Origin of the sequence: Bacillus paramobilis, assembly GCF_038096195.1 — a bacterium.
GTDB lineage: Bacteria > Bacillota > Bacilli > Bacillales > Bacillaceae_G > Bacillus_A > Bacillus_A mobilis.
In genome coordinates this window covers 564,467-586,711 of record NZ_CP151108.1, presented here as the reverse complement: position 1 = coordinate 586,711, position 22,245 = coordinate 564,467, and the positions used below count along the sequence as shown (strand labels likewise).

Here is a 22,245-nt window from a genome sequence, read left to right as displayed (position 1 = left end):
CCAAAATATATTCTGCCCTTAGATTGTCCGAGCATAGAGGGAAACATACAAAAATGAGTTACTGTTTCTTTTCCGCTAAAAGTTTTTCTTCAACTTTCTGTAACCGATCTGCTTCTCGTTTTGATACACGAATGAACATACGCCACGTAGCAACGGCACCAATGATAAATAGAACGCAAACAATCCCTGGAATAATATATTCTGTTTTATCTTCCGGAAAATATAAAGGCATCATACGGAACACTCCTTATTATAGGATTCAAAAACCATCAGAATTTTCTGTTATATTATTTTAAATTATAGTTGAACCGATTCATATTCTCAAGGGTTCTTCCGAAAGAGAAGGATTTCTTTGACTACTTCGTGGACTTTCCTTACTATAAACTTGAGGTGAAAAATATGAGAGAAACATTTGAAATTGGCGAAATCGTTACTGGTATTTATAAAACTGGAAAATACATCGGCGAAGTTACAAATAGCCGTCCTGGCAGTTACGTCGTAAAAGTATTAGCTGTTTTAAAACATCCGGTGCAAGGTGACTTACATAACGTAAAACAAGCTGACGTACCATTTTTCCATGAAAGACGTGCTTTAGCTTTCCGTGAACAAACAAATATTCCGGAGCAAATGGTGAAGAAATATGAAGGAGAAATTCCAGAGTATACAGAGTCACTCAAATTAGCATTAAAAACTCAAATGAATTCATTTTCTGAAGATGATTCACCTTTTGCGGTTCGTAGTCTAGAAACATTAGAGCAGTTAAAAAAAGACTACAAACTTTAAAAAAACAAAACGACCAAATTACATACTGTGCAATTTGGTCGTTACTGTGTACTCACTTTCTTTAACACTTTTGAAAAATCAACGAGTTCCCCTAATGTTGGCGGTGCTGGTTTCACTAAATACTCTTTATCTTTTTCTACTAATTTAAAAATATTATACGTCGTCATCGCATCATCTAGCGCACAATGATGCTTACCCGTCCCTGCTTTTCCATACGCCTCAATTGCTTTCCACAATCCTGTTTGATTTCTCTCCCCAAAAAACTTCTTATACTCAAGTGATAAATCACGACACTGTCCTAAGAACGGAAAGTCTACTCTCGCCATTTCACAATTATGTTTCAACACTTTCATATCCATATTTCCCCACGTAACAATGGTCGGTTTACATCTCTTTTCATATTCTGCAAGTTTTTCAACGAGTTCTGGAAACGAAATTCCTTTATCTACGACTTCTTGTTTAATTCCTAAAAATTTCTTACATCGATCCGTTAAAGAAGGAAAAGTTTTCGGTCTAACATGAGCTGAATACGTGTCTTCTACCTTACAACCAACAACCGAGACGAGTCCTACCTCAATAATCTCCGGGAAAAATCCTTTCGGTTTTTTTCTGTGCTGGGGCATCGTAAACTCAAAATCCAAAAATAAAAATCGTTGTTCATCCATACGATCCCTTCCTTATCATCTTTGTCATTCCTTCCTCTTTGACACTCCTACACGAACAAGCTCGAATGCTAATTCCATTTTAAATATTCAGATTGGATGTATCTTATATATATGTCAAATGCCCACAAATATTTTTAAAAATAAGAAAAAATGACCAATGCAGAAAATATGACAAAATACCCCCTCTCATTTACATCCTCCATTTTTCTACTTTATAATGACTTTATGTGTGTTTCTTCGAGAACATTTTTGACACACTAAGAAAAGTGAATGAAAGGAGATGAGAGTTTTGCACGAAACAACGCAAGAGCTCGCAAACTGGCAGTATTATTTTGCTATCGCAGTCTTTTTAATTACATATGCCATTATTATTTCTGAAAAAATTAATCGCGCTGTCATCGCACTTCTTGGCGCAGCACTCATGGTAATTATGGGGGTCGTTGATTTACACAACGCCTTTACGAAACATATTGAATGGGGGACGATTACGCTACTCATCGGTATGATGATTCTGGTGAATATTACGAGTAAATCGGGTGTCTTCCAATACGTTGCCATTAAAGCAGCAAAAGGAGCACAAGGAAATCCAATTAAAATTTTAATTTCACTTTCCTTACTTACTGCACTTGGTTCCGCATTTTTAGATAACGTTACAACTGTACTTCTTGTTGTTCCAGTTACTTTATCTATTACGCGCATACTGCAAGTAAATCCTGTTCCTTATTTACTTTCTGAAATTATTTTTTCAAACATTGGAGGAACAGCAACATTAATTGGTGATCCACCTAACATTATGATTGGTTCTGCAAATAAGCATTTAGATTTCAATGCGTTCTTATTCAACTTAGCACCAATCGTAATTATTATTATTGCAGTTACAGCAGTAATACTTTACTTCATGTACCGTAAACAATTAATTGCTGATCCTGTACAAGTTAAAAAATTAATGAGTTTAGATGAAAAACAATACATTAAAGATCCAGTATTAATGAAAAAATCTTTAACAGTACTTGGACTGACAATCGTAGGTTTCATGACTCATTCGATCTTCCATGTTGATGCAGCTATCATTGCTTTAACTGGTGCTACTGTACTTATGTTAATTGGTGTGAAAGAACATGAAATTGAAGAGGTATTCGCAAGTGTAGAGTGGGTAACAATCTTCTTCTTCGCAGGACTATTCGTACTTGTTGGAGGACTTATTGATATCGGCCTTATCAAAATGTTAGCTCAAAAAGTAATTGGCATAACGGGCGGAGATATTTCTTATGCGTCTATCCTTATTTTATGGGTATCTGGTATCGCCTCTGCAACAATTGATAACATTCCATTCGTTGCAACAATGATCCCACTTATTAACGATATGGCAGTTGGGCTAGGTTTATCACCGTCTGATGCACAAATCGACGTATTATGGTGGGCATTAGCATTAGGTGCTTGTCTAGGTGGAAACGGAACATTAATCGGAGCTTCTGCTAACGTAATTGTTGCAGGTATCGCAAGCCGCGAAGGACATAAGTTTAGCTACATGGACTTCCTAAAAGTTGGTTTCCCAATTATGATCGTTTCATTAATCATTTCTCATATTTATATTTATTTACGCTACCTTATGTAGTAAAAAAAGGGCTGTCCTATGTGACAGCCCTTTTTCTTGGTCAACGAAATATCACTTTACCAACAAAGAGCTGTTCCAAAACATCTTCGAAACAGCTCCCCGCATATATTTACTCGTTATATCTTACCGGCTCATTCCGAATAATAAATAAGTGAATCGGTAAGAAAACCGAAAATGTGATTGTATGAATAATTGTAAATAATATAGGGTTCGTTCCGTACCTGTCTAAAATAGCGTAGATGAGATAAATAGACAGCACAATCGATACAGCTGTTGCTATTAAATATAGAATTGGTACGAAGTTAAAAATGAAGCATGCGACATATATGCCGAATACTTTCCATCCTGCTTCTTCTTTCAAGAAGTCTGGTAATTTATCTTTCGCTAAATCCCCCCATATCTTACTATTTAAAAAAGGAATAAACGCAAGAGCACCATCCGTGGCACCATCATTTTTCGCCATCGTATACAGTGCAAAAGCCGTTAATAAATACGCAATAATTGCCCAAATCAATACAACAAGAATAAACGCAAAACTAAGAGCAAAGAAACCTGCTAGTACGCCTTGATCTTCCATCTTATCCTCTCCTCTCTACTCTCAACATATTTCGTTGCATTGCAAGTTATGTTTTAAAATTCAACCAAACTCTCTGTATAATAATAAGAGCAAGATAATTAGAGAGGAGAACGGACTTATGCATCCATTTGTACAAACATTACAAGAGCATTTCATAGCTCATAAAAACCTTGAAAAAGCAGAACCGATGGCACGTTATATGAAAAATCACTTCCCATTTCTCGGTATTCAAACTCCCGAGAGAAGACAGTTATTAAAAGACGTTATTCAAATACATACTCTCCCAGATCCAAAAGATTTCCAAGTTATCGTACGTGAGCTTTGGGATTTACCAGAACGTGAATTTCAAGCGGCCGCACTCGATATTATGCAAAAATATAAAAAGCATATAAACGAAACACATATCCCCTTCTTAGAAGAACTCATTGTCACAAAATCTTGGTGGGATTCTGTCGATAGCATCGTCCCTACCTTTTTAGGTAATATCTTTTTAAAACATCCGGAATTAATTTCTGCCTATATTCCAAAATGGATTGCATCCGACAACATATGGTTACAACGCGCCGCTATTTTATTCCAGCTAAAATATAAACAAAAGATGGATGAAGAACTTCTTTTCTGGATTATTGGACAACTACATTCTTCAAAAGAATTTTTCATTCAAAAAGCGATTGGTTGGGTCCTTCGTGAATATGCAAAAACAAAGCCCGATGTCGTTTGGGAATACGTGCAAAATAACGAGCTTGCCTCGCTTAGTAAACGTGAAGCAATTAAGCACATTAAACAAAATTACGGAATAAATAACGAAAAATTAGGCGAGACTCTATCATAGATAGACGCGTTCCTCTATTGAGATTTAAAAAAGAACGTGTTAGAATATGTTCATTATTATTAATATAAGTAGCGATGACGGACTTATAAGTACTTGCACAAAAGCGATTCAGGGATAGTGAAAGCCTGAAGCCGCAAGGAAACGGCAGTCCCGAGCAATACGTGATAAAGTGGATGCACCTGTTGTGTATCAACTAGGGTGGAACCGCGGGCAAACGCTCGTCCCTAGGCAATTAAGCCTTGGGATGAGCGTTTTTTTATGTTTTCAAAGCATATACCGCTCGTTTCATAAGTACCAGAGCACGTCATCGCCAATACGTTAACTTTCAAAAGGAGGATTTTATTATGTATTCAATGGAACAAGTTGTAAACTTAGCAAAACATCGCGGTTTTGTTTTCCCTGGTTCTGAAATTTACGGTGGTCTTGCAAACACTTGGGATTACGGTCCACTTGGAATCGAATTAAAAAATAACGTTAAAAAAGCTTGGTGGAAAAAATTCATTCAAGAATCTCCATACAACGTTGGTTTAGACGCAGCTATTTTAATGAACCCAAAAACTTGGATCGCTTCTGGTCACGTTGGTAACTTCAACGATCCAATGATCGACTGTAAAAAATGTAAAGCGCGTCACCGTGCTGACAAATTAATTGAAGATGCATTAGATGCAAAAGGCATTGAAATGGTTGTTGATGGTCTTACTTTCGACCAAATGGCTGACTTAATGAAAGAACATGAAGTAAAATGTCCTGATTGTGGTAGTGAAGAATTCACTGAAATCCGTCAGTTCAACTTAATGTTCAAAACTTTCCAAGGTGTGACAGAGTCTAGCACGAACGAAATCTTCCTTCGTCCTGAAACAGCACAAGGTATTTTCGTAAACTTCAAAAACGTACAACGCTCTATGCGTAAAAAGCTTCCATTTGGTATTGGCCAAATCGGTAAGAGCTTCCGTAACGAAATCACACCTGGTAACTTCACATTCCGTACACGTGAATTCGAACAAATGGAACTTGAATTCTTCTGTAAGCCTGGTGAAGATTTAGAGTGGTTCGCATTCTGGCGTGAAACTTGTAAGAACTGGTTACTTTCACTTGGTATGACTGAAGAAAGCATGCGTCTTCGTGACCACGGTGAAGAAGAGTTATCTCACTACAGTAACGCAACAACTGATATTGAATTCCGATTCCCATTCGGTTGGGGCGAACTATGGGGCGTAGCATCTCGTACAGACTTCGATTTAAAACGTCACATGGAACACTCTAATGAAGACTTTAACTATATCGATCCACAAACGAATGAGCGTTACGTACCGTACTGCATCGAGCCATCTTTAGGTGCTGACCGCGTAACATTAGCATTCTTATGTGATGCATATGAAGAAGAGCAATTAGAAAACGATTCTCGTACAGTTCTTCGTTTCCACCCTGCTTTAGCACCATACAAAGCAGCAATCTTACCATTATCTAAAAAGCTATCTGAAGGTGCTACTGAAGTATTCGCAGAATTAGCTAAAGACTTCATGGTAGACTTTGATGAAACTGGTTCTATCGGTAAACGTTACCGTCGTCAAGACGAAATCGGTACACCATTCTGTATCACTTATGACTTCGACTCAGTTGAAGACAAAGCTGTTACAGTACGTGACCGTGACACAATGGAACAAGTTCGTATGCCAATTAGCGAACTAAAAGGTTTCTTAGAGAAGAAAATCCAGTTCTAATTATAAGAAAAAGAGGCAGCTCATGAGAGCGCCTCTTTTTTACTTTTCACGTTTTTCTTTAATTGCTACTGTACATCGTGATATGCATAGTAAATCATCATTTTCATCAATGATACGCACATCCCAAACCATTGTTGAATGTCCTCTATGTATCGGTGTCCCGATCGCTGTTACAATTCCATCTTTCTTTGAGCGAATGTGGTTTGCATTAATTTCTAGACCGAAACAAATACATTTCTCTTGATCAATTAAATTATATGAACCGACACTTGCTACTGTTTCTGCTAATGCAAGGGATGCACCACCATGTAAAAATCCAAACGGCTGATGCGTACGCTCATCTACAGGCATCGTAGCAACCACCTTATCTTCTGTCATCTCTAACAACTCAATTCCAAGTGAATCCATTAAAGTTTTTGCCATCTCGTTTCCCCCTTCTCTTACTTTAATTGAATGTATAATTTTACCTATTTATTTTCAAACTACTTATAACACTTATATAAGGAGGTTTCACCTAAATGAAACAGAAATTTTGTATATTACTGCTTATGTTCTCCTTGCTGACTATTGTACCAAATTGTGCACTAGTAGCCAAAGCATCCAACCTGACAATCGATGTTCAGACTGTAACACAAAAAGGTAAGAAACCTTATATAGAATATCAAATTAACAGACCTTCGTTTCATAATTTTTCAGATTCTAAATTTCAAAATAAGCTCAATTTCTATTACAAAAAATCTACTGAAAAATTTAAAACAAAATTAGAAAAAGACGCAAAAAAATATTATAAAGAAACAGAAGGATCTAGCACACCATTTCATCCGTACGTGGCGAATGTTGATTATAAAGTCTCCTTAAATAAACCACCTCTCCTCAGCCTATATTTGAATTACTATCAATATACAGGCGGAGCACACGGTCTTTATACATGGAAGGCAAACACATTTGATTTAAACGAAAAAAAGCTACTACACTTAGACGATTTATTTCAACAAGAAGAGAAATATAAAGAAGTAATCCGCGCTGAGATCGTAAGACAAATTAAACAAAATGAAAGCATTTATTTTCCCGATGCAACTGAAAAGGTCATGAGCACGAAAAAGTTTCACTTCTTTTTAGAACCGGACAACCTCGTCATTTATTTCCCTTTATATGAGATTGCTCCTTATTCAAGCGGAATTCCTCAATTTCGTATTCCGTATACGTTGCTAAGAGAGTATTTAAAGCCTTCTTATCAAAATATTTTAATTGACAACAAGTAAATATTTTCGCTACGATAATGTTAACCTAAAAACAACAGGAGGTTAACATTATGAGAAGATTTCATGTTTTAGATTTAGCATTAGCTGCCATGTTCGTTGCTCTTATGGCCATTGGTGCAAATATTGTATCTTGGGCACCATTCTTACAAGTAGCGGGCATCCCATTATCTATGCAACCATTTTTCGCAATTTTAGCAGGGCTTCTTCTTGGAAGTAGACTTGGCGCATTATCAATGACTGTTTATATGCTTGTTGGAGTAGCAGGTGCGCCAATCTTTGCTAACTTCAAAGCTGGATTTGGAGCACTGTTAGATCCTACTGGTGGCTTTATTATCGCATTTATTATCGTTGCTTACGTATCAGGAAAACTCGTAGAACAAAAGGAAAAACCAACATTCAGTACTTTTGCAATTGCCTCTTTCACAGGAATCATTTTAACTTATATTATCGGTACTACTTATATGTACGGGGCAGTTAATCTCTTCATGGGTGGCAATATGAGCTATAAAGCTGCTTGGATGATTATGATGTGGTTCGCAGTAAAAGATATTGCATTTACAATTATCGGTGCCATTATCGCACCTCGCATATACTATGCTGTACGTCGTTCCGCTTATCAGCATTCTCATTCGACGATTTCATAATAAAAAGAGTTATCTTACTATGTTAAGATAACTCTTTTTTGTTTTTCGACAATATACGACACATATTAAAAATGATTTTTGTTATGCTAATTCAGCAAATTAGATATTTTGCACATCTAATTAGAACAATATTTTGGAGGAAAATCAGTGAATCTATCAAAAAATACACTTATTAAAGTAAGTGTCGGAGTACTATCTTTATTTTTCATACTAGGTATGAGTATCGGTTACAAATTATATGGAAATAGTGAGTTAGGAATGTCATATACCTTTGGAAACGGCCTAGCATTTTTCTTTTTAATTCTTACTATAGTTAGTTTATGCGCGGCTTTAATCTTTATTGTTATTGGGTTAATTAAGAAAGTACGAAAATTACCAGTAAAAAAATCTTTAATAACATCGTTAATACTATTTCTAACAACTGTTATATCCGTCATCGTTCTTCTCTTTACGATAACAAAAGTAACAAATATGGAAGAGGAGTATCAAGCTCTTCAAGCCCAAAAGAAAAAAGAAGCTAATTACTTAATTGCCGCAGCATCTTTTTATAATAATATAAACACCTTTAAATATGCAGCATCTTACGTATTATCCGAGTATTCAACTACATGGTCAAGCGCAATAGATAAAAGACAGGACTTCAATAATGCACTAAGTTCTAAGAGAACAGAAATTGACGGAATGATTACAAGCGTTGATACGTTTTATAACAATATGGGAAATGATTTAAAGTTAGTCTCTGAAGCTGCAAAAGAACAGCCTAATAAATATAAAGAAACCTATGAAGAATATAAAAAAATATATGGGATTATTACTGCACTTAACGAACAGGCCCAATCTCCAAGTGGCAGCTTAATTTCATTTAATCAAAACGTTAATGCATTGATTCAGGAATACAAAAAAGCAGCTGGTAATATTAATATCGCTATTACTGATGAAATAAAATCCAAAGCTGATGAGCTAAAGCCTACTGATCAAAAATAAAGACACTCTCTCCAGAGTGTCTTTATTTCTCAAAAAAATCCCCTTTAGATTAAGCAGTAAATACGTTCCTTTACCGCTCATCCAACAGGGGATTATATCACTATATTAAGACTGTTGCTTCGTGTGTTCTTCTAAAATTTTCTGCATCATTGGAACCATTTCATCACGTAATTCTGGGTGTTGCAGGGCCATTTCGATTGTCGTTTGAACGAATCCTAACTTTTCACCTACGTCGTAGCGCTTTCCTTCGAAATCGTAAGCGAATACACGTTGAATTTCGTTTAAGTTTTGGATTGCATCTGTTAACTGAATTTCACCACCAGCACCAACATGTTGCTGTTCTAAGAACATAAAGATTTCAGGTGTTAAAACGTAACGTCCCATAATTGCTAAGTTTGAAGGTGCTGTACCTGCTGCTGGTTTCTCAACGAAATTACGAACTTGGTAACGACGTCCTTCTTGCTCTAATGGATCGATAATTCCATAACGGTGTGTTTCATTTTCTGGAACCGTTTGTACACCAATAACAGAAGAAAGCGTTTTATCATATTCTTCAATTAATTGACGTAAACATGGTTTTTCAGCTTGAACGATATCATCACCTAATAAAACAGCGAATGGCTCATCACCGATGAATTTACGTGCACACCAAACAGCATGCCCTAATCCTTTTGGTTCTTTTTGACGGATATAGTGAATATCTACCATTTTTGAAGAAGCCTGTACTTTTTCAAGTAACTCATACTTTTTCTTTTCTAATAAGTTTTGCTCTAACTCAAATGCATTATCAAAATGATCTTCAATAGAGCGCTTCGTTTTACCAGTAACGATAATAATATCTTCGATTCCTGATTTTATTGCTTCTTCTACAATGTATTGGATAGTTGGTTTATCTACTATCGGTAACATTTCTTTTGGCATTGCTTTTGTAGCTGGTAAAAAACGTGTTCCTAATCCAGCTGCTGGGATTATCGCTTTTCTTACTCTTTTCATCACAAAATACCCTCTCTTCTGTCAGAATCAATAACGATTATTTCCTTACATAGATCAAAAGGGAGGTTTCACTCCCTTTTGTTCTCCACTACTTAAAATTACTTTATATTATAAACGATTCATAATATCTTCTTTAATAGTAAGTAACTTTTGTTCACTATTTTGTAAAGAATTATCTTGAACTCCGAAGTAGAACTTAATCTTCGGTTCAGTTCCAGATGGGCGTAGGCAGAACCAAGAACCATCTTCTAATTGATATTTTAACACATTTGATTTCGGTAAGTGAATCTCTTCTTTATGTCCATCTTGTAAAGATGTAACGATGCTCGCTTTATAGTCTTCAACTGCTACAACTGTTAAGCCAGCTACTTCTTTCGGAGGATTTTCACGGAATGTTGCCATCATTTCTTGGATTTGTTCCGCTCCATCTTTTCCTTTTAGCGTTAACGATACAAGATCTTCACGGAAGAAACCATACTTCTCAAATACTTCTAATAAGCCATCGTATAACGTTTTTCCTTGTGACTTGTAGTATGCAGCTACTTCACATGCGAATAGAACAGATTGTACTGCATCTTTATCACGGCAGAATGGACGGATTAAATAACCGTAGCTTTCCTCATAACCAAATTGGAATTCGTATTGTCCGCTTTCTTCATACTGTTTAATTTTTTCACCAATAAATTTAAATCCAGTTAACGTATCAACTGTATCTAAACCGTATGCTTTCGCGATTGTACGGCCAATTTCAGACGTTACGATTGTTTTTAATACAACACCGTTCTCTGGAAGTGTTCCGTTTTCTTTCTTTTGAGATAATAAGTAATCAAGCATTAATGCACCTGTTTGGTTACCAGTTAATACTTGGAACTCACCATCATGATTACGAACTGCTACGCCAAGTCGGTCTGCGTCAGGATCCGTTGCGATTAACACATCTGCGCCTACTTTCTCACCGTCACGAATTGCATACTCAAATGCTGCATGCTCTTCTGGGTTCGGTGATTTAACTGTAGAGAAGTTCGGATCTGGTAACTCTTGCTCTTTTACAACTGTTACATCTGTGAATCCAACTTCTTCTAAGCCACGGCGTACAGAAATATTTGATGTTCCGTGTAATGGTGTAAAGACGATTTTTAAGTCTTTCCCAACATTTTGTATCATTTCTTTATTAATGATGACATTGTTCAATTCTGCAGCATATGCATCATCTACTTCTTGTCCAATAATATGTAATAAACCGTCAGCTTTTAATTGCTCCACATTAGCAACCTCAACTGTTAACTCATCCTCTACTGCATCTACATAGCTAATTAACTCATCAGCTTCTTTTGGAGGCAACTGCCCACCATCTTCACCGTATACTTTATAACCGTTATATTCAGGCGGATTATGACTTGCCGTAAGAACGATTCCACTCACTGTATGTAAATGACGAACTGCGAAAGAAAGTACTGGCGTTGGACGTAAGCTTTCAAACACATATGTTGTGATACCGTGTGCCCCAAGTGTAGCAGCTACTTCCATTGCAAATTCAGGTGATTTATGACGAGAATCGTACGCTACAACAACACCGCGCTTCTTCGCTTCTTCACCTAATTTTTCAATAAACGTCGCTAATCCTTGTGTCGCTTTACGAACTGTATATACATTTAAACGGTTCGTACCAGCACCAAGTTCACCACGCATACCACCTGTGCCGAACTCTAAATTTTTGTAAAAGCTATCCTCAATTTTCTTCTCATCTTGCTTCATGTTTTCTAACTGTTCTTTTAGTTCTGCGTCTAACTCTGCATATGAAAGCCAGCGACTAAATTCTTGTTTCCAATTCATACTTCTATCTCCTCTCGCTTGTCATACCTTTATTATATGAAAAAAACAACCTGTATCTCAATATTTTTTACAATCTAACAGGATTTTACTAGGAATATTTGTATACACTATGGTTAAATACTCCACTAAAGGGAATGAGGATTATGCAAGAATGGGGCTTGTCAGAAGAGCTCAAAATACAAACAAAGCAAATGATTGAAATTGCTGAGAAAGAATTATCCATTATGAGGCAAGCAATTGATAAAGAAGATGAATGTATTTTGTGCAAAATGGAAGATATTCATCATATGTTAGCCAATGTACAAACATTGGCAGCTACATACTATATTCAAGCGTATTTATCACCTTACACGGAAAGCTCACATTCTATTACAGCGACTGTCCAACATTTAAGCGCCCGAAAACACGGGGCTCTTATTATTGTGGAAAGAAACGAGCCACTTGACTCTCTCATTCAAACTGGAACAACATTACATGCTCATTTAACCTCACCGTTACTTGAATCCATTTTCTATCCAGGTAACCCTCTTCATGACGGGGCCGTTCTCGTTAAAAATAATCATATTGTTTCAGCTGCTAATATTCTTCCGTTAACGAAAAGCACAGAAGTTGATCCAGAACTCGGAACACGTCACAGAGCTGCAATTGGCTTATCAGAAAAAAGCGATGCCCTTATTTTAGTTGTCTCTGAAGAAACAGGTCGCACTTCATTCGCTTTAAATGGGACGTTATATACAATTTCTTTATAATAATGAAACGAGTTCATATGGGATAAGCCGGCCATAGTCCCACCAATAAAAAAGGCTATTCCAAAATATCGGAACAGCCTTCTCTTATGATCTTATTCTTCTCCGAAACGTTCAACAAGTGTTGCAAGTGTACGTACCATTGCACCTGTTGCTCCAGCTGGCCCTAAATCATGCGCTCCTGACATTTCAGATGTTCCAGCGATGTCTAAGTGTACCCATGGTGTATCCTCAGCGAATTCACCTAGGAATGTACCTGCCATAACCGCATGTCCTTCACGGCCTGGTGAGTTATTTAAATCAGCAAACTTACTGTTTCTCACGCGTTCTTTATCACGATCAAAAATCGGTAATTGCCAAATTGATTCATCTGTTTCCATAGATGCCTCTAGCACTTGCTCAAACAACTCTTCATTGTTTGTCATTGCGCCTGTCGTATGATTTCCAAGCGCAACAATTACACCACCTGTTAATGTTGCAACATCAATCAGATAGTTTGCACCTAGTTTTTTCGCATACGTAATTCCATCAGCTAATGCTAGGCGACCTTCTGCATCTGTATTTAATACTTCAATTGTTTTTCCGCTCATAGATGTGATTACATCGTCTGGCTTAAATGCTGTACCACTTACAACGTTATCAGTTGATGGAATAACAGCAATCACATTTTGCTCTGGGCGAAGTTCACCGATAATTTCCATCGCACCTAATACAGCAGCAGCGCCGCCCATATCACCTTTCATACCGACCATGCCTTCACGTGGTTTTAATGAATAACCACCTGTATCGTATGTGATTCCTTTTCCAACGAATCCAATGACATCTGTCCACTCTTCTTTTCCTTTATAAATAAGAGCGATCATTTTTGGTGGTTCAGTAGATCCTTGGTTTACTGCAAGTAACGCACCCATACCAAGGTCTTCCATCTCTTCTTTCTCAAGAACTTTATAATCCATATCATACTTTTCTGCTAACTCAACAGCATACTCAGCAAGCTTTGTTGCTGTTAATACGTTTGGCGGCATATTTACAAGTGTACGAGCTGAATTTGTTGCACGTCCATGTACGTAGCCAACTGTTAATGCAGCTTCAATTTCTTGTGCATCTTCTGCTGTAATAGCCGTGAACTTCTCTAACTCCACACGTTCCTTTTTATCTGATTTATACGTTTGTAACTCATATGTACCAAGACCTTGTACCTCTGCTGCAATGTGAGCTACATCAATCGCGTCTAATTTCTCTGTTACGAAAGAATCAAGCAAGATTGCTGCATCTTGTACTTTCGCTGCTTGTAACGTTTTGAACGCCTTACCAAGAGCCGCACGTAATGTTTCCGTCGTATACGATTCTTTCTTTCCTAAACCAACGAAATAATAACATTTCACATTTGTTTTCCCTAAACTATGTACTTTCGAAATAGCTTTCTTCTTCGTAGAAAGTTCTTTCTCTTCTAATAAAACTTGTAATTGTCCTTCAAACGCTTTGTCCAGTTCTTGTACAAAACTACTCGTTTTCTCTTCTTCAAATAAGGCAACGATTACCGCTTCATGGCTTGCTAATTCTTTTTGTACTTGAAACATGTTCAGACCCCCTAAATTTCTCTACTCTACCTTTATTATAACTTTATTTTCGATAAAATGCGACAATTCTAACTTCTGTTACATCCTATATAATCCATATTTCTTCTATATAAAATTAAAAAAGTCTAGCGTAATTACCACTAGACTATCTTTGTTTTAAATATTGACCGCGAAACACTTGCATCGTTTCGTCTTGATTTAACATCGTTAACTCTTCCTCTGAAAACTTACCATCTCCAACTTTCACTACGTACACATTTACTTTTTTCTTACCCCATTGGCTATAAACATCCTTCACCGTATCATAGTACAAATCAAGGCGGTTTCCTTTTATTGCACCGCCCTTATCAGCTACTACACCATATCCATAACCTGGTACGAATAAAATTGTTCCAATTGGGAATACTCGTAAGTCCGCTGCAATTGTGGAATATAAATCCCTTTTCGCCTTAACACCTGAATATGTAATACCATACTCCGGATGTCCCGGCCTCTTACCAGTTGACTCAATTCCTGACGTATAACCTGTTGCAGTCATTTCAATTGAACGATATTTAGACCAGTCTTTTGCCTGCTCTAAAGCATTTATCACTTCTTTACTCGGAGCAACATTTCTCTTAACTTCTGCTGCATGTACTTCTTTTGCACTCGTTCCCTCATATTTCTTTACAATCTCTAATAAAGAAACTCCTGTGAAAGCATTCCATGTTACGCATAATGCAGATACAAGTAAACAAGTCATCATAATGCGAATACAATATCGTTTTAACATTTTTATATTCCACACTCCTTCATCGTTAATCATTCCCTATACAATGAAGGAATATGCAAAAAAATAATCCCAAAATGAATTGGAGATTAAAACATTTGATATCCGCTTTTCCGAAGTTTCTTAATTACAATTCCGGCTAAGGCAGCACCTACTAATCCAGTAGTTAGAATAAACACATCTGCCTGTCCTAAATGCGATACACTTGTCCCAAATGAAGAGAATGTTTCTTTCGGCTTTGAAAAATAATCCCACATACTCGCTTTATTAATAATAAGCATACAAATAATTGGATACACAATAACCATTACCCACGTAGCTCGCAAAATCATGTTGAGTAAAAATCCAATTCCAAAAAACAAAATGAAGAATAACATCATTGAAATAAGTAGTACCGGTATACTCATTCTTTCTCCCTCTCCTTCGTCTGTGCCGTAAATACGTGATAGGCTGTATAACCAAATTGCTCTCCTGGATCTAATGTTTTATTCATCTCAAGATGTAGTTCTGACCTTCCTTCAAACAAATATTTGATAAGTAAAGACGTATTTTGATCGTCTGCAATCGTATCTGGATGTAAAAATGCTACTTCAGACAATTCCTTCTCCTGTACAATAATATTTTCTCCCTCAGGCTCCAAAAGGAAAATAATCATATTATCACTAATCTCATTGCGAATCACGCCCGATCGAACACCAATGATCCCCTTCACATGAGCGACGATACCTGTCTCTTCTAACACTTCACGTTTCACAGCTTCATCAACCGTCTCACCTTCATTTACAAAACCAGCCGGTAAAGACCATTTCCCCTTTAATCCACTGTATTTTTTCTTAACGAACAGCCACCTGCCATCTTTTGTAGCAACTAAACCACTAACAGCTAGCCATACTTTTCCTCGTTTCTCCATGATGTAATACCCTCCTCTACTAGAACGGACAGAATATTCTTTCTTTTTTATATATTATACTATATTTTTTAAATGAAAAAAGCAGAAACAGCTCTTAGCCGTTTCTGCTTTTTCTACTATATATTAAAAGAACTTTAATTTACCTTTTTTAAGAACTAATAAAGGTCCACCTAATAGGAATAGGTAACGGTTATCGATTACTTTCTTCATGAAGGAAGCTTTCCAACCTGTTAACTTTTTGCCCATAACAACGCCCATTGCATCGTCATGACCTAAAGAACATACAGATCCTTTATTATCGAATGCGAATTTCTTCATTTCGCCCTTGCCACGAACTAACACAGTTAAGTTGTGTGCAATGTTGTAACCTTGTTGAATTGCGATTTGTGCTGTTGGTGGGTATGGACGGTTAATTTCTTCATTAATGATTAACGCTGCGTCACCAACCATGAATACCTCTTCGTATCCTGGAGCATGCATGTACTCATCAACTTTTACACGTCCGCGCATTGCTTCAAAGCCAGACTCTTCTACAATACCGTTACCACGAACACCTGCAGCCCAAACTACTGTTTCAGACTTAATTAATTCAGTATCATCGCCATTTGCAACGATAATACCTTCTTCAGTTGCTTCTTTAATTGCTGTACCGATGCGGAATTCTACGCCTTTTTTCTCAAGTTGTTTTACAGCGTATTCTACTAATGCCGGATCAAAACCTGGAAGTGCTGTTGGAGCAGCTTCTACACAGATGATACGTGCTTTTTCACGTGGCACATTGTACTCTTTGCAAAGTTCAGGAACACGGTTCGCAAGCTCACCTACGTATTCGATACCAGTAAATCCAGCACCACCAACAACGATTGTTACTAGCTCATCGCGTTGTTCAGTTGCATATTTAGCGAAACTAGCTTCCATATGCTCACGAATTTCACGAGTTGCATTAATGTTAGCGATTGAGAATGCATGCTCTTTTAATCCTGTAATTCCGAATGTTTCTGACTCGAAACCAAGACCGATTACTAAGTAGTCATACTCTAACTCGCCATCTTTTAAGATAATGCGTTTTTCAGCAGCTTTAATTTCTACTACTGTATCTTGTACAAAGTTCACTTTATTTGTATCAATAACGTCTTGAATATCTAGACAGATTTTTTCATCTTGTAATGTACCAGCTGCGCTCTCATGTAACCAAGTCGCTTGGTAGTGATAGCTGTTGTTGTTTACTAACGTAATTTCAGCCTCATTTACAGATAATGCTTTTTGCAGACGAACAGTCGTAATCATCCCGCCATAACCTGCACCTAAAACTACGATTTTTGGAGTCTTCACCAAATCACAACCCTTTTCTTTATATAATAGTAATGAAAAATAATACCAAGTACTAAAAACTCTATTTGTCAAGAATGTGGAATTTATCACATTCTATATCGTAACAAAACGCAGTCAAAAAATCGTACGAATTTTGTCATAGAAATTTAACATAATACTTCCCTATATTAGTCGGTTTTATTCCAGAATTCAAGCGTCTGGAGAATTATCAATATTTTAAAATAACATAGCGTTTTCAAGGGTTTTTCAGCCTTTTTTTCATGTATTTTCCTTTCACCATATTTTATACAATTAAAAAAGCATCTATGCGAAAACTTACACACAATTCAGTCGTTTTCAGAAGTATTATGAACTCAAATATGCTATCATTTATTTGAAAGTGTCATCATTTGCAGGATTTTCGTGTACATATGAACAATATATGAAATCAATATCAAAATTCCATCTATAGGGGGAATGAAAGTGGCAGAAAATCAAAAAGTTTACGACATAACAATTATTGGTGGTGGTCCAACAGGACTGTTCACAGCATTTTATGGCGGTATGAGACAAGCAAGTGTAAAAATCATTGAAAGCTTACCTCAACTTGGAGGACAATTATCCGCACTCTACCCTGAAAAATACATTTATGATGTAGCTGGATTCCCGAAAGTGCGCGCACAAGAATTAGTTGATAACTTAAAAGAGCAAATGAAGAAATTTGACCCAACCGTTTGTTTAGAAGAAGCTGTTGATACGCTTGAGAAACAAGCTGACGGTATATTTAAACTTGTTACGAATAAGCAAACTCACTATTCTAAATCAGTTATTATTACTGCCGGCAATGGAGCTTTCCAACCACGCCGCTTAGAATTAGAAGGGACAGCAAAGTACGAAAAGAAAAACTTACATTATTTCGTTGATGATATGAATAAATTTGCTGGTAAGCGCGTCGTAGTATTTGGCGGCGGTGACTCAGCTGTTGATTGGACAATGATGTTAGAGCCGATCGCTGACAAAGTTACAATCGTTCATCGCCGTGATAAATTCCGTGCGCATGAACATAGCGTAGAAAGCTTAATGAATTCTCGTGCAGAAGTAAGCACACCATACGTTCCAGTAGAACTCATTGGTGATGACAAAATTGAACAAGTCGTTCTTCAGCATGTAAAAACGGAAGAAAAAATTATCATCGATGTCGATGACGTAATTGTAAACTACGGCTTCGTTTCCTCTCTTGGCCCAATTAAAAACTGGGGATTAGATATACAAAAAAACAGCATTCTTGTGAACTCAAAAATGGAAACAAATATTCCTGGCATTTACGCTGCTGGTGACATTTGTACATATGAAGGAAAAGTAAAACTCATTGCTTGCGGCTTCGGTGAAGCACCAACAGCAGTAAACAATGCAAAAGCTTACTTCGATCCAAACGCAAAACTTCAACCGATGCATAGCTCTAGTATGTTTTAATATAGAAATGAAAAGAACTCCTTTTACATGAAGGAGTTCTTTTGTTATTGTGCTACCGTATCCTTCCAAAATATGTTACAATAAAACGAGAACAAACGTTCTAATTCAAGGGAGGAATTTTTAATGATAAACGAACCTATCATCGTAAAAAAAGAAGCTTTCCAAGCAATCGGCGTTTCGATTACGACGAAAAATGAAATAGAGGCATCTACTGAAGGAAAAATTCCAGGGCTTTGGAACCAATACTTCCAAGAACAAATTATGCATCACATCCCAAATCAACAAACGAAAGAAACACTCGCTTTCTACTCCAATTACGAATCAGATGAAACTGGTACATATCAATTTACAATCGGTATGCCCGTTTCTTCATTAGAAGACGTGCCTGAAAATATGACAACTTTAACAATACCTGCTGCTACTTATGCGGTATTTACAACGAGAAAAGGACCAGTTGCTGAAGTCGTTTGCGAGGCTTGGGAATATATTTGGAAATGGTCAAAAGAAAACAAACGTGCTTTTACAACAGACTTTGAGCTTTATGATGAAAGAGCGTTAGATCCAAACAACGTTCAATTGGATATTTATATTGCATTAGCCTGAACGACAAAAAAGAAGATACCATTTGGTATCTTCTTTTTTGTCGTTAAATAGCCACTGTGCAAATTCATTATTATTGTCTACAATGAAAAAGTGCAGTATAGAAATATTAGAAACTGTATAAAACGATTGTTAACAGGTTTTTTAGTTTAAATTTGTCACATAGAAAGGAAGCAATATGGAGGAACTACAACAAAATAAATCTGCTTTAGAGGGAAGCGGAAAACCGTTATTAAAAAATACGAATTTCCTTTTTCTTTGGGCAGCTACACTCTTTTCAAGTTTTGCTTTAGCCTTTTTTACTTTTTCACAAACGTGGTACATAGCAAAAACATTAAACCTTGAGGCTTCACTCGGTGTTGTTTTCGTAGCTCTTAGTGTTCCAAGGCTTATTTTTATGATTATCGGCGGCGCTGTAGCTGATAAATTCCCGAAAAAAAACATTATGTTTTATTCTAATATTATTCGTGCTATTCTCGTCGCGACCATTCTTACATGGTTCATCGTAGGTGATGTAACACTATATACATTTGCTTTATTCGCTTTATTCTTTGGGCTTGCTGATGCTTTTTTCTGGTCAGCTGATGGATCTATCTTGCCTGAACTTGTAGAAAAAAGCCGTTTAACACAAGCAAACTCACTTACACAAATGACAAACCAAGCATCGGTCATCTTAGGCCCTGTACTTGGCGGAATTCTTATTAAATTTACAAACTATGAAACGATTTTTTCGATCACAATTTTATTACTGATCGTCGCAGCCATACTCGTTCAAAAAATACAATTTACAATGCCAGAGCAGCAAAATACAGACAAAGGCATGTTCACTTCTATTAAAGAAGGCATTTTATACGTGAAGGAATCACCATTCCTTTCAACTTTCCTTCTTTGCAGCGCCTTTTTAAACTTATTTTTAATTGGTCCAATGCAAGTCGGTTTCCCGCTTTTCGTTAAAAATGTTCTGCACGGTGATTCACTTCAGTTTAGTTACTTGGAAGCATCTGTAGGTGGCGGAATGGCAATAGGCGCTGTCATTGTCGGTTTAAAAAACATTAATCGTAGACGCGGTCTATTTTGCATTATCATGATGCTACTGTCTGGTGTATTCTTCTTATCCATCAACTTTAGCACTGTACTTTGGCAAGCGTTATTAGCTGGCATGTTTTACGGTATTACAATCGCAATGGCTATCGTTCCGCTTATGGCGATGATTCAATCGACAGTAAAAGAAGAAATGATGGGACGCGTAATGAGTCTACTTATGCTATCATCAATGGGCTTTATCCCGCTTTCTTATGCATTCACATCAATCGCACTTGCAATAGGAATTCCAATCGTAACTGTTATGAAAAGCGGTGCAATCGCCGTTATCGTTTTCGTACTCTTTGTAGCGGTTCGTGTTCCAGTTGTAAGAAAGTTTGATTAACTACTTGGTGTAGCTTTTGAAAAAAATCTGATTATTTATAATAAAGATCGATAATTTATAATAAAGTTTGATTAAAAATCCTGTGTTGATATGCAGGATTTTTTCTTGTTCCACAAACGGGCCATTTTCTTGAGTAACATTTTAATGAAAATAATTATGAAGCAAAAAAATTGTGAAGATTTTCCCTTAAACTAAAGGGTTGTAAAGGGGAAAATCTAAATGGTTATAAATGCTCAAACAAACAGTAATTCGGTAATTTCTTTAAACCTTGGTATTATTTAGATCCTAATACCATTTATCGGTTTTTTTGGTGGTTTAGGAGTTGTAGTTGCTAGAAAAGCGACAAAAGAAATTGTAGAAAAAAATCAAAGTGGTAGTGGATTAGCTACTTCCGGTTTAATTTGTAGTGTGGTGGGAATTATCATTCAAATCTTTTTATTACTCAGTATTCTCGTTTTCTATTCTTTAAGAATTGTAGGATATCTTATTAAACTAAAGGGCCAGTCCTGCCATGGTTTGGGCGTTCAAAGCGTCGCAAACCATGAATAGGATTGGCTTACTATGGAGAGTAGTTTAGTGTTTTATTAATAATTTCTATTTTTTGCCACATGAAGAAATTCCTTAACCGCGGGAGAAGCATTTGCAATTGATTGACAGGCAAGTGCTACTTCACGGCTGTTTTCAATATTTAGTTTGCTGATTTTTATGTTTTGCTGTGTCTTTAAAAATAATTCTGGACCTATCGTAACGCCAAGTCCTTCCTGTACCATATTAGCGATCGTTGTACAGTCGTGTACTTCAAAAAGAATAGATGGTTTAATTTGCGCTTCTGCAAATAATTCCTCAACATGTGATTGGTACATCCCTGTTGGCATAATAAAGGATTCATACATTAAATCATTCATTTCTACTATTTCTTTAGAATGAAATTGATGATCAGGGTGATAAGCGACTACCATCTTGTCTTTAATCAAAGGAACCAAATCGAAATTTGGGTTTGATTTTCCTTTTACTACAAATCCAATGTCAATAATGCCTGAACCTAACCATTCCGTAATCTCTTCATAGGTTCCTTCGTAAAATTTAAATTCTATTTTAGGATGCTTTTTCCGGAATTTTGCAAGTAATTTAGGCAATAAGCAGGAAGAAGCACTTGCAAAAGTGCCGATACGAATAATACCTGTTTCCAAGCTTGTCATAAGCGCAATTTCTTGATTAATGACTTCCACTCTTTTCAATATTTCTCTAATATGCGGCAGAATTTTTTGTCCTATATCTGTAAGTGTTATTCCTTTTTTTCGATCACGAATTAATAAAGAAACTCCCCATTCAGATTCTAAACTCGCAACTGCATGACTCACGGCAGATTGGGTCATATTTAATGTTTCAGCAGTTTCTGTAAAGCTTCCTAGCTCAACCACTTTTGCAATGATTTCGTAGCGCACAATAGTCATGAGTAATTACTCATCTCCTTTATTAAAAACATCAATTTTACTTATGTTAACATGGAACATAAAATAA

The 22,245-nt window shown here is 36.5% G+C and carries 23 protein-coding genes; 11 read left to right on the top strand and 12 right to left on the bottom strand.

Annotation, left to right across the window (positions count from 1 at the left end; all coding sequences use genetic code 11):
- Positions 1–58: 58 nt before the first annotated feature.
- On the bottom strand, positions 59–235 hold the full coding sequence (locus AABL52_RS02915) for a hypothetical protein (protein WP_000982762.1): 177 nt from the start codon (positions 233–235) through the stop codon (positions 59–61).
- 164 nt (positions 236–399) lie between these two features.
- Between AABL52_RS02915 and AABL52_RS02910 the strand changes: the two genes are divergently transcribed.
- Entirely contained in the window at positions 400–783 is a 384-nt protein-coding gene (locus AABL52_RS02910; protein WP_001209347.1) for a kinase-associated lipoprotein B, read from the top strand.
- A gap of 41 nt (positions 784–824) precedes the next feature.
- Here AABL52_RS02910 and kapD read toward each other — a convergent pair whose 3' ends face one another.
- Positions 825–1,448, bottom strand: coding sequence for a 3'-5' exonuclease KapD (gene kapD, locus AABL52_RS02905; protein WP_000344364.1), 624 nt, complete (start codon positions 1,446–1,448; stop codon positions 825–827).
- Between the two features lie 289 nt (positions 1,449–1,737).
- On the opposite strand from kapD, the gene AABL52_RS02900 reads away from it, so the two are divergent.
- Positions 1,738–3,063, top strand: a complete 1,326-nt coding sequence (locus tag AABL52_RS02900) for an ArsB/NhaD family transporter (protein ID WP_000545214.1) — start codon at positions 1,738–1,740, stop codon at positions 3,061–3,063.
- Positions 3,064–3,172: 109 nt separating this feature from the next.
- On the opposite strand, the gene AABL52_RS02895 is transcribed toward AABL52_RS02900, so the two are convergent.
- A complete protein-coding gene (locus AABL52_RS02895) occupies positions 3,173–3,640 on the bottom strand; it encodes a hypothetical protein (RefSeq protein ID WP_341518877.1) in 468 nt (155 codons plus the stop codon).
- A gap of 118 nt (positions 3,641–3,758) precedes the next feature.
- Here AABL52_RS02895 and AABL52_RS02890 point away from each other — a divergent pair, with 118 nt between their 5' ends.
- Together AABL52_RS02890 and AABL52_RS02885 are read left to right on the top strand one after the other, a co-directional pair.
- Positions 3,759–4,472, top strand: coding sequence for a DNA alkylation repair protein (locus AABL52_RS02890; RefSeq protein WP_341518876.1), 714 nt, complete (start codon positions 3,759–3,761; stop codon positions 4,470–4,472).
- A 344-nt stretch (positions 4,473–4,816) separates the two neighbouring features.
- Positions 4,817–6,193: a glycine--tRNA ligase gene (locus AABL52_RS02885; protein ID WP_000287155.1), complete on the top strand. Its 1,377-nt coding sequence runs from the start codon at positions 4,817–4,819 to the stop codon at positions 6,191–6,193.
- A gap of 39 nt (positions 6,194–6,232) precedes the next feature.
- Here AABL52_RS02885 and AABL52_RS02880 read toward each other — a convergent pair whose 3' ends face one another.
- A complete protein-coding gene (locus tag AABL52_RS02880) occupies positions 6,233–6,616 on the bottom strand; it encodes a hotdog fold thioesterase (RefSeq protein WP_001140606.1) in 384 nt (127 codons plus the stop codon).
- 95 nt (positions 6,617–6,711) lie between these two features.
- On the opposite strand from AABL52_RS02880, the gene AABL52_RS02875 reads away from it, so the two are divergent.
- From AABL52_RS02875 to AABL52_RS02865, 3 genes are all read left to right on the top strand, one after another.
- Complete coding sequence (locus AABL52_RS02875; RefSeq protein WP_000810342.1) at positions 6,712–7,455, top strand: DUF3298 and DUF4163 domain-containing protein; 744 nt, start codon at positions 6,712–6,714, stop codon at positions 7,453–7,455.
- Between the two features lie 50 nt (positions 7,456–7,505).
- A complete protein-coding gene (locus AABL52_RS02870; RefSeq protein WP_098237992.1) occupies positions 7,506–8,099 on the top strand; it encodes a biotin transporter BioY in 594 nt (197 codons plus the stop codon).
- Positions 8,100–8,246: 147 nt separating this feature from the next.
- Positions 8,247–9,083, top strand: a complete 837-nt coding sequence (locus AABL52_RS02865; protein ID WP_098257796.1) for a hypothetical protein — start codon at positions 8,247–8,249, stop codon at positions 9,081–9,083.
- 105 nt (positions 9,084–9,188) lie between these two features.
- On the opposite strand, the gene galU is transcribed toward AABL52_RS02865, so the two are convergent.
- Positions 9,189–10,076 (bottom strand): UTP--glucose-1-phosphate uridylyltransferase GalU, encoded by an 888-nt coding sequence (gene galU / locus AABL52_RS02860; RefSeq protein WP_002073425.1) that lies wholly within the window; start codon positions 10,074–10,076, stop codon positions 9,189–9,191.
- 108 nt (positions 10,077–10,184) lie between these two features.
- Positions 10,185–11,909, bottom strand: a complete 1,725-nt coding sequence (locus AABL52_RS02855; protein ID WP_001104195.1) for a phospho-sugar mutase — start codon at positions 11,907–11,909, stop codon at positions 10,185–10,187.
- Between the two features lie 143 nt (positions 11,910–12,052).
- On the opposite strand from AABL52_RS02855, the gene cdaS reads away from it, so the two are divergent.
- Positions 12,053–12,658 (top strand): sporulation-specific diadenylate cyclase CdaS, encoded by a 606-nt coding sequence (gene cdaS, locus AABL52_RS02850; protein WP_001158733.1) that lies wholly within the window; start codon positions 12,053–12,055, stop codon positions 12,656–12,658.
- Positions 12,659–12,750: 92 nt separating this feature from the next.
- On the opposite strand, the gene pepA is transcribed toward cdaS, so the two are convergent.
- The 5 genes from pepA to AABL52_RS02825 all read right to left on the bottom strand — a co-directional run bounded on the left by pepA (position 12,751) and on the right by AABL52_RS02825 (position 17,246).
- Positions 12,751–14,235: a cytosol aminopeptidase gene (gene pepA / locus AABL52_RS02845; protein ID WP_341518875.1), complete on the bottom strand. Its 1,485-nt coding sequence runs from the start codon at positions 14,233–14,235 to the stop codon at positions 12,751–12,753.
- A 145-nt stretch (positions 14,236–14,380) separates the two neighbouring features.
- Positions 14,381–15,007, bottom strand: a complete 627-nt coding sequence (locus AABL52_RS02840; protein ID WP_140392587.1) for a 3D domain-containing protein — start codon at positions 15,005–15,007, stop codon at positions 14,381–14,383.
- An 86-nt stretch (positions 15,008–15,093) separates the two neighbouring features.
- The gene (locus AABL52_RS02835; protein WP_341518874.1) at positions 15,094–15,411 is read right to left on the bottom strand and encodes a YuiB family protein; all 318 of its coding nucleotides are present in this window, start codon (positions 15,409–15,411) and stop codon (positions 15,094–15,096) included.
- Positions 15,408–15,914 (bottom strand): NUDIX hydrolase, encoded by a 507-nt coding sequence (locus AABL52_RS02830; protein WP_048561638.1) that lies wholly within the window; start codon positions 15,912–15,914, stop codon positions 15,408–15,410. Before AABL52_RS02830 ends, AABL52_RS02835 begins: the two co-directional genes overlap by 4 nt.
- A 123-nt stretch (positions 15,915–16,037) precedes the next feature.
- Positions 16,038–17,246: an NAD(P)/FAD-dependent oxidoreductase gene (locus AABL52_RS02825; protein WP_000856609.1), complete on the bottom strand. Its 1,209-nt coding sequence runs from the start codon at positions 17,244–17,246 to the stop codon at positions 16,038–16,040.
- 462 nt (positions 17,247–17,708) lie between these two features.
- On the opposite strand from AABL52_RS02825, the gene AABL52_RS02820 reads away from it, so the two are divergent.
- The 3 genes from AABL52_RS02820 to AABL52_RS02810 all read left to right on the top strand — a co-directional run bounded on the left by AABL52_RS02820 (position 17,709) and on the right by AABL52_RS02810 (position 20,724).
- Positions 17,709–18,698, top strand: a complete 990-nt coding sequence (locus AABL52_RS02820; RefSeq protein ID WP_000829779.1) for an NAD(P)/FAD-dependent oxidoreductase — start codon at positions 17,709–17,711, stop codon at positions 18,696–18,698.
- 123 nt (positions 18,699–18,821) lie between these two features.
- The gene (locus tag AABL52_RS02815) at positions 18,822–19,301 is read left to right on the top strand and encodes a GyrI-like domain-containing protein (RefSeq protein WP_341518873.1); all 480 of its coding nucleotides are present in this window, start codon (positions 18,822–18,824) and stop codon (positions 19,299–19,301) included.
- A 175-nt stretch (positions 19,302–19,476) separates the two neighbouring features.
- A complete protein-coding gene (locus tag AABL52_RS02810) occupies positions 19,477–20,724 on the top strand; it encodes an MFS transporter (RefSeq protein ID WP_073516975.1) in 1,248 nt (415 codons plus the stop codon).
- Between the two features lie 584 nt (positions 20,725–21,308).
- On the opposite strand, the gene AABL52_RS02805 is transcribed toward AABL52_RS02810, so the two are convergent.
- Complete coding sequence (locus tag AABL52_RS02805; RefSeq protein WP_000158035.1) at positions 21,309–22,178, bottom strand: LysR family transcriptional regulator; 870 nt, start codon at positions 22,176–22,178, stop codon at positions 21,309–21,311.
- Positions 22,179–22,245 lie beyond the last annotated feature (67 nt).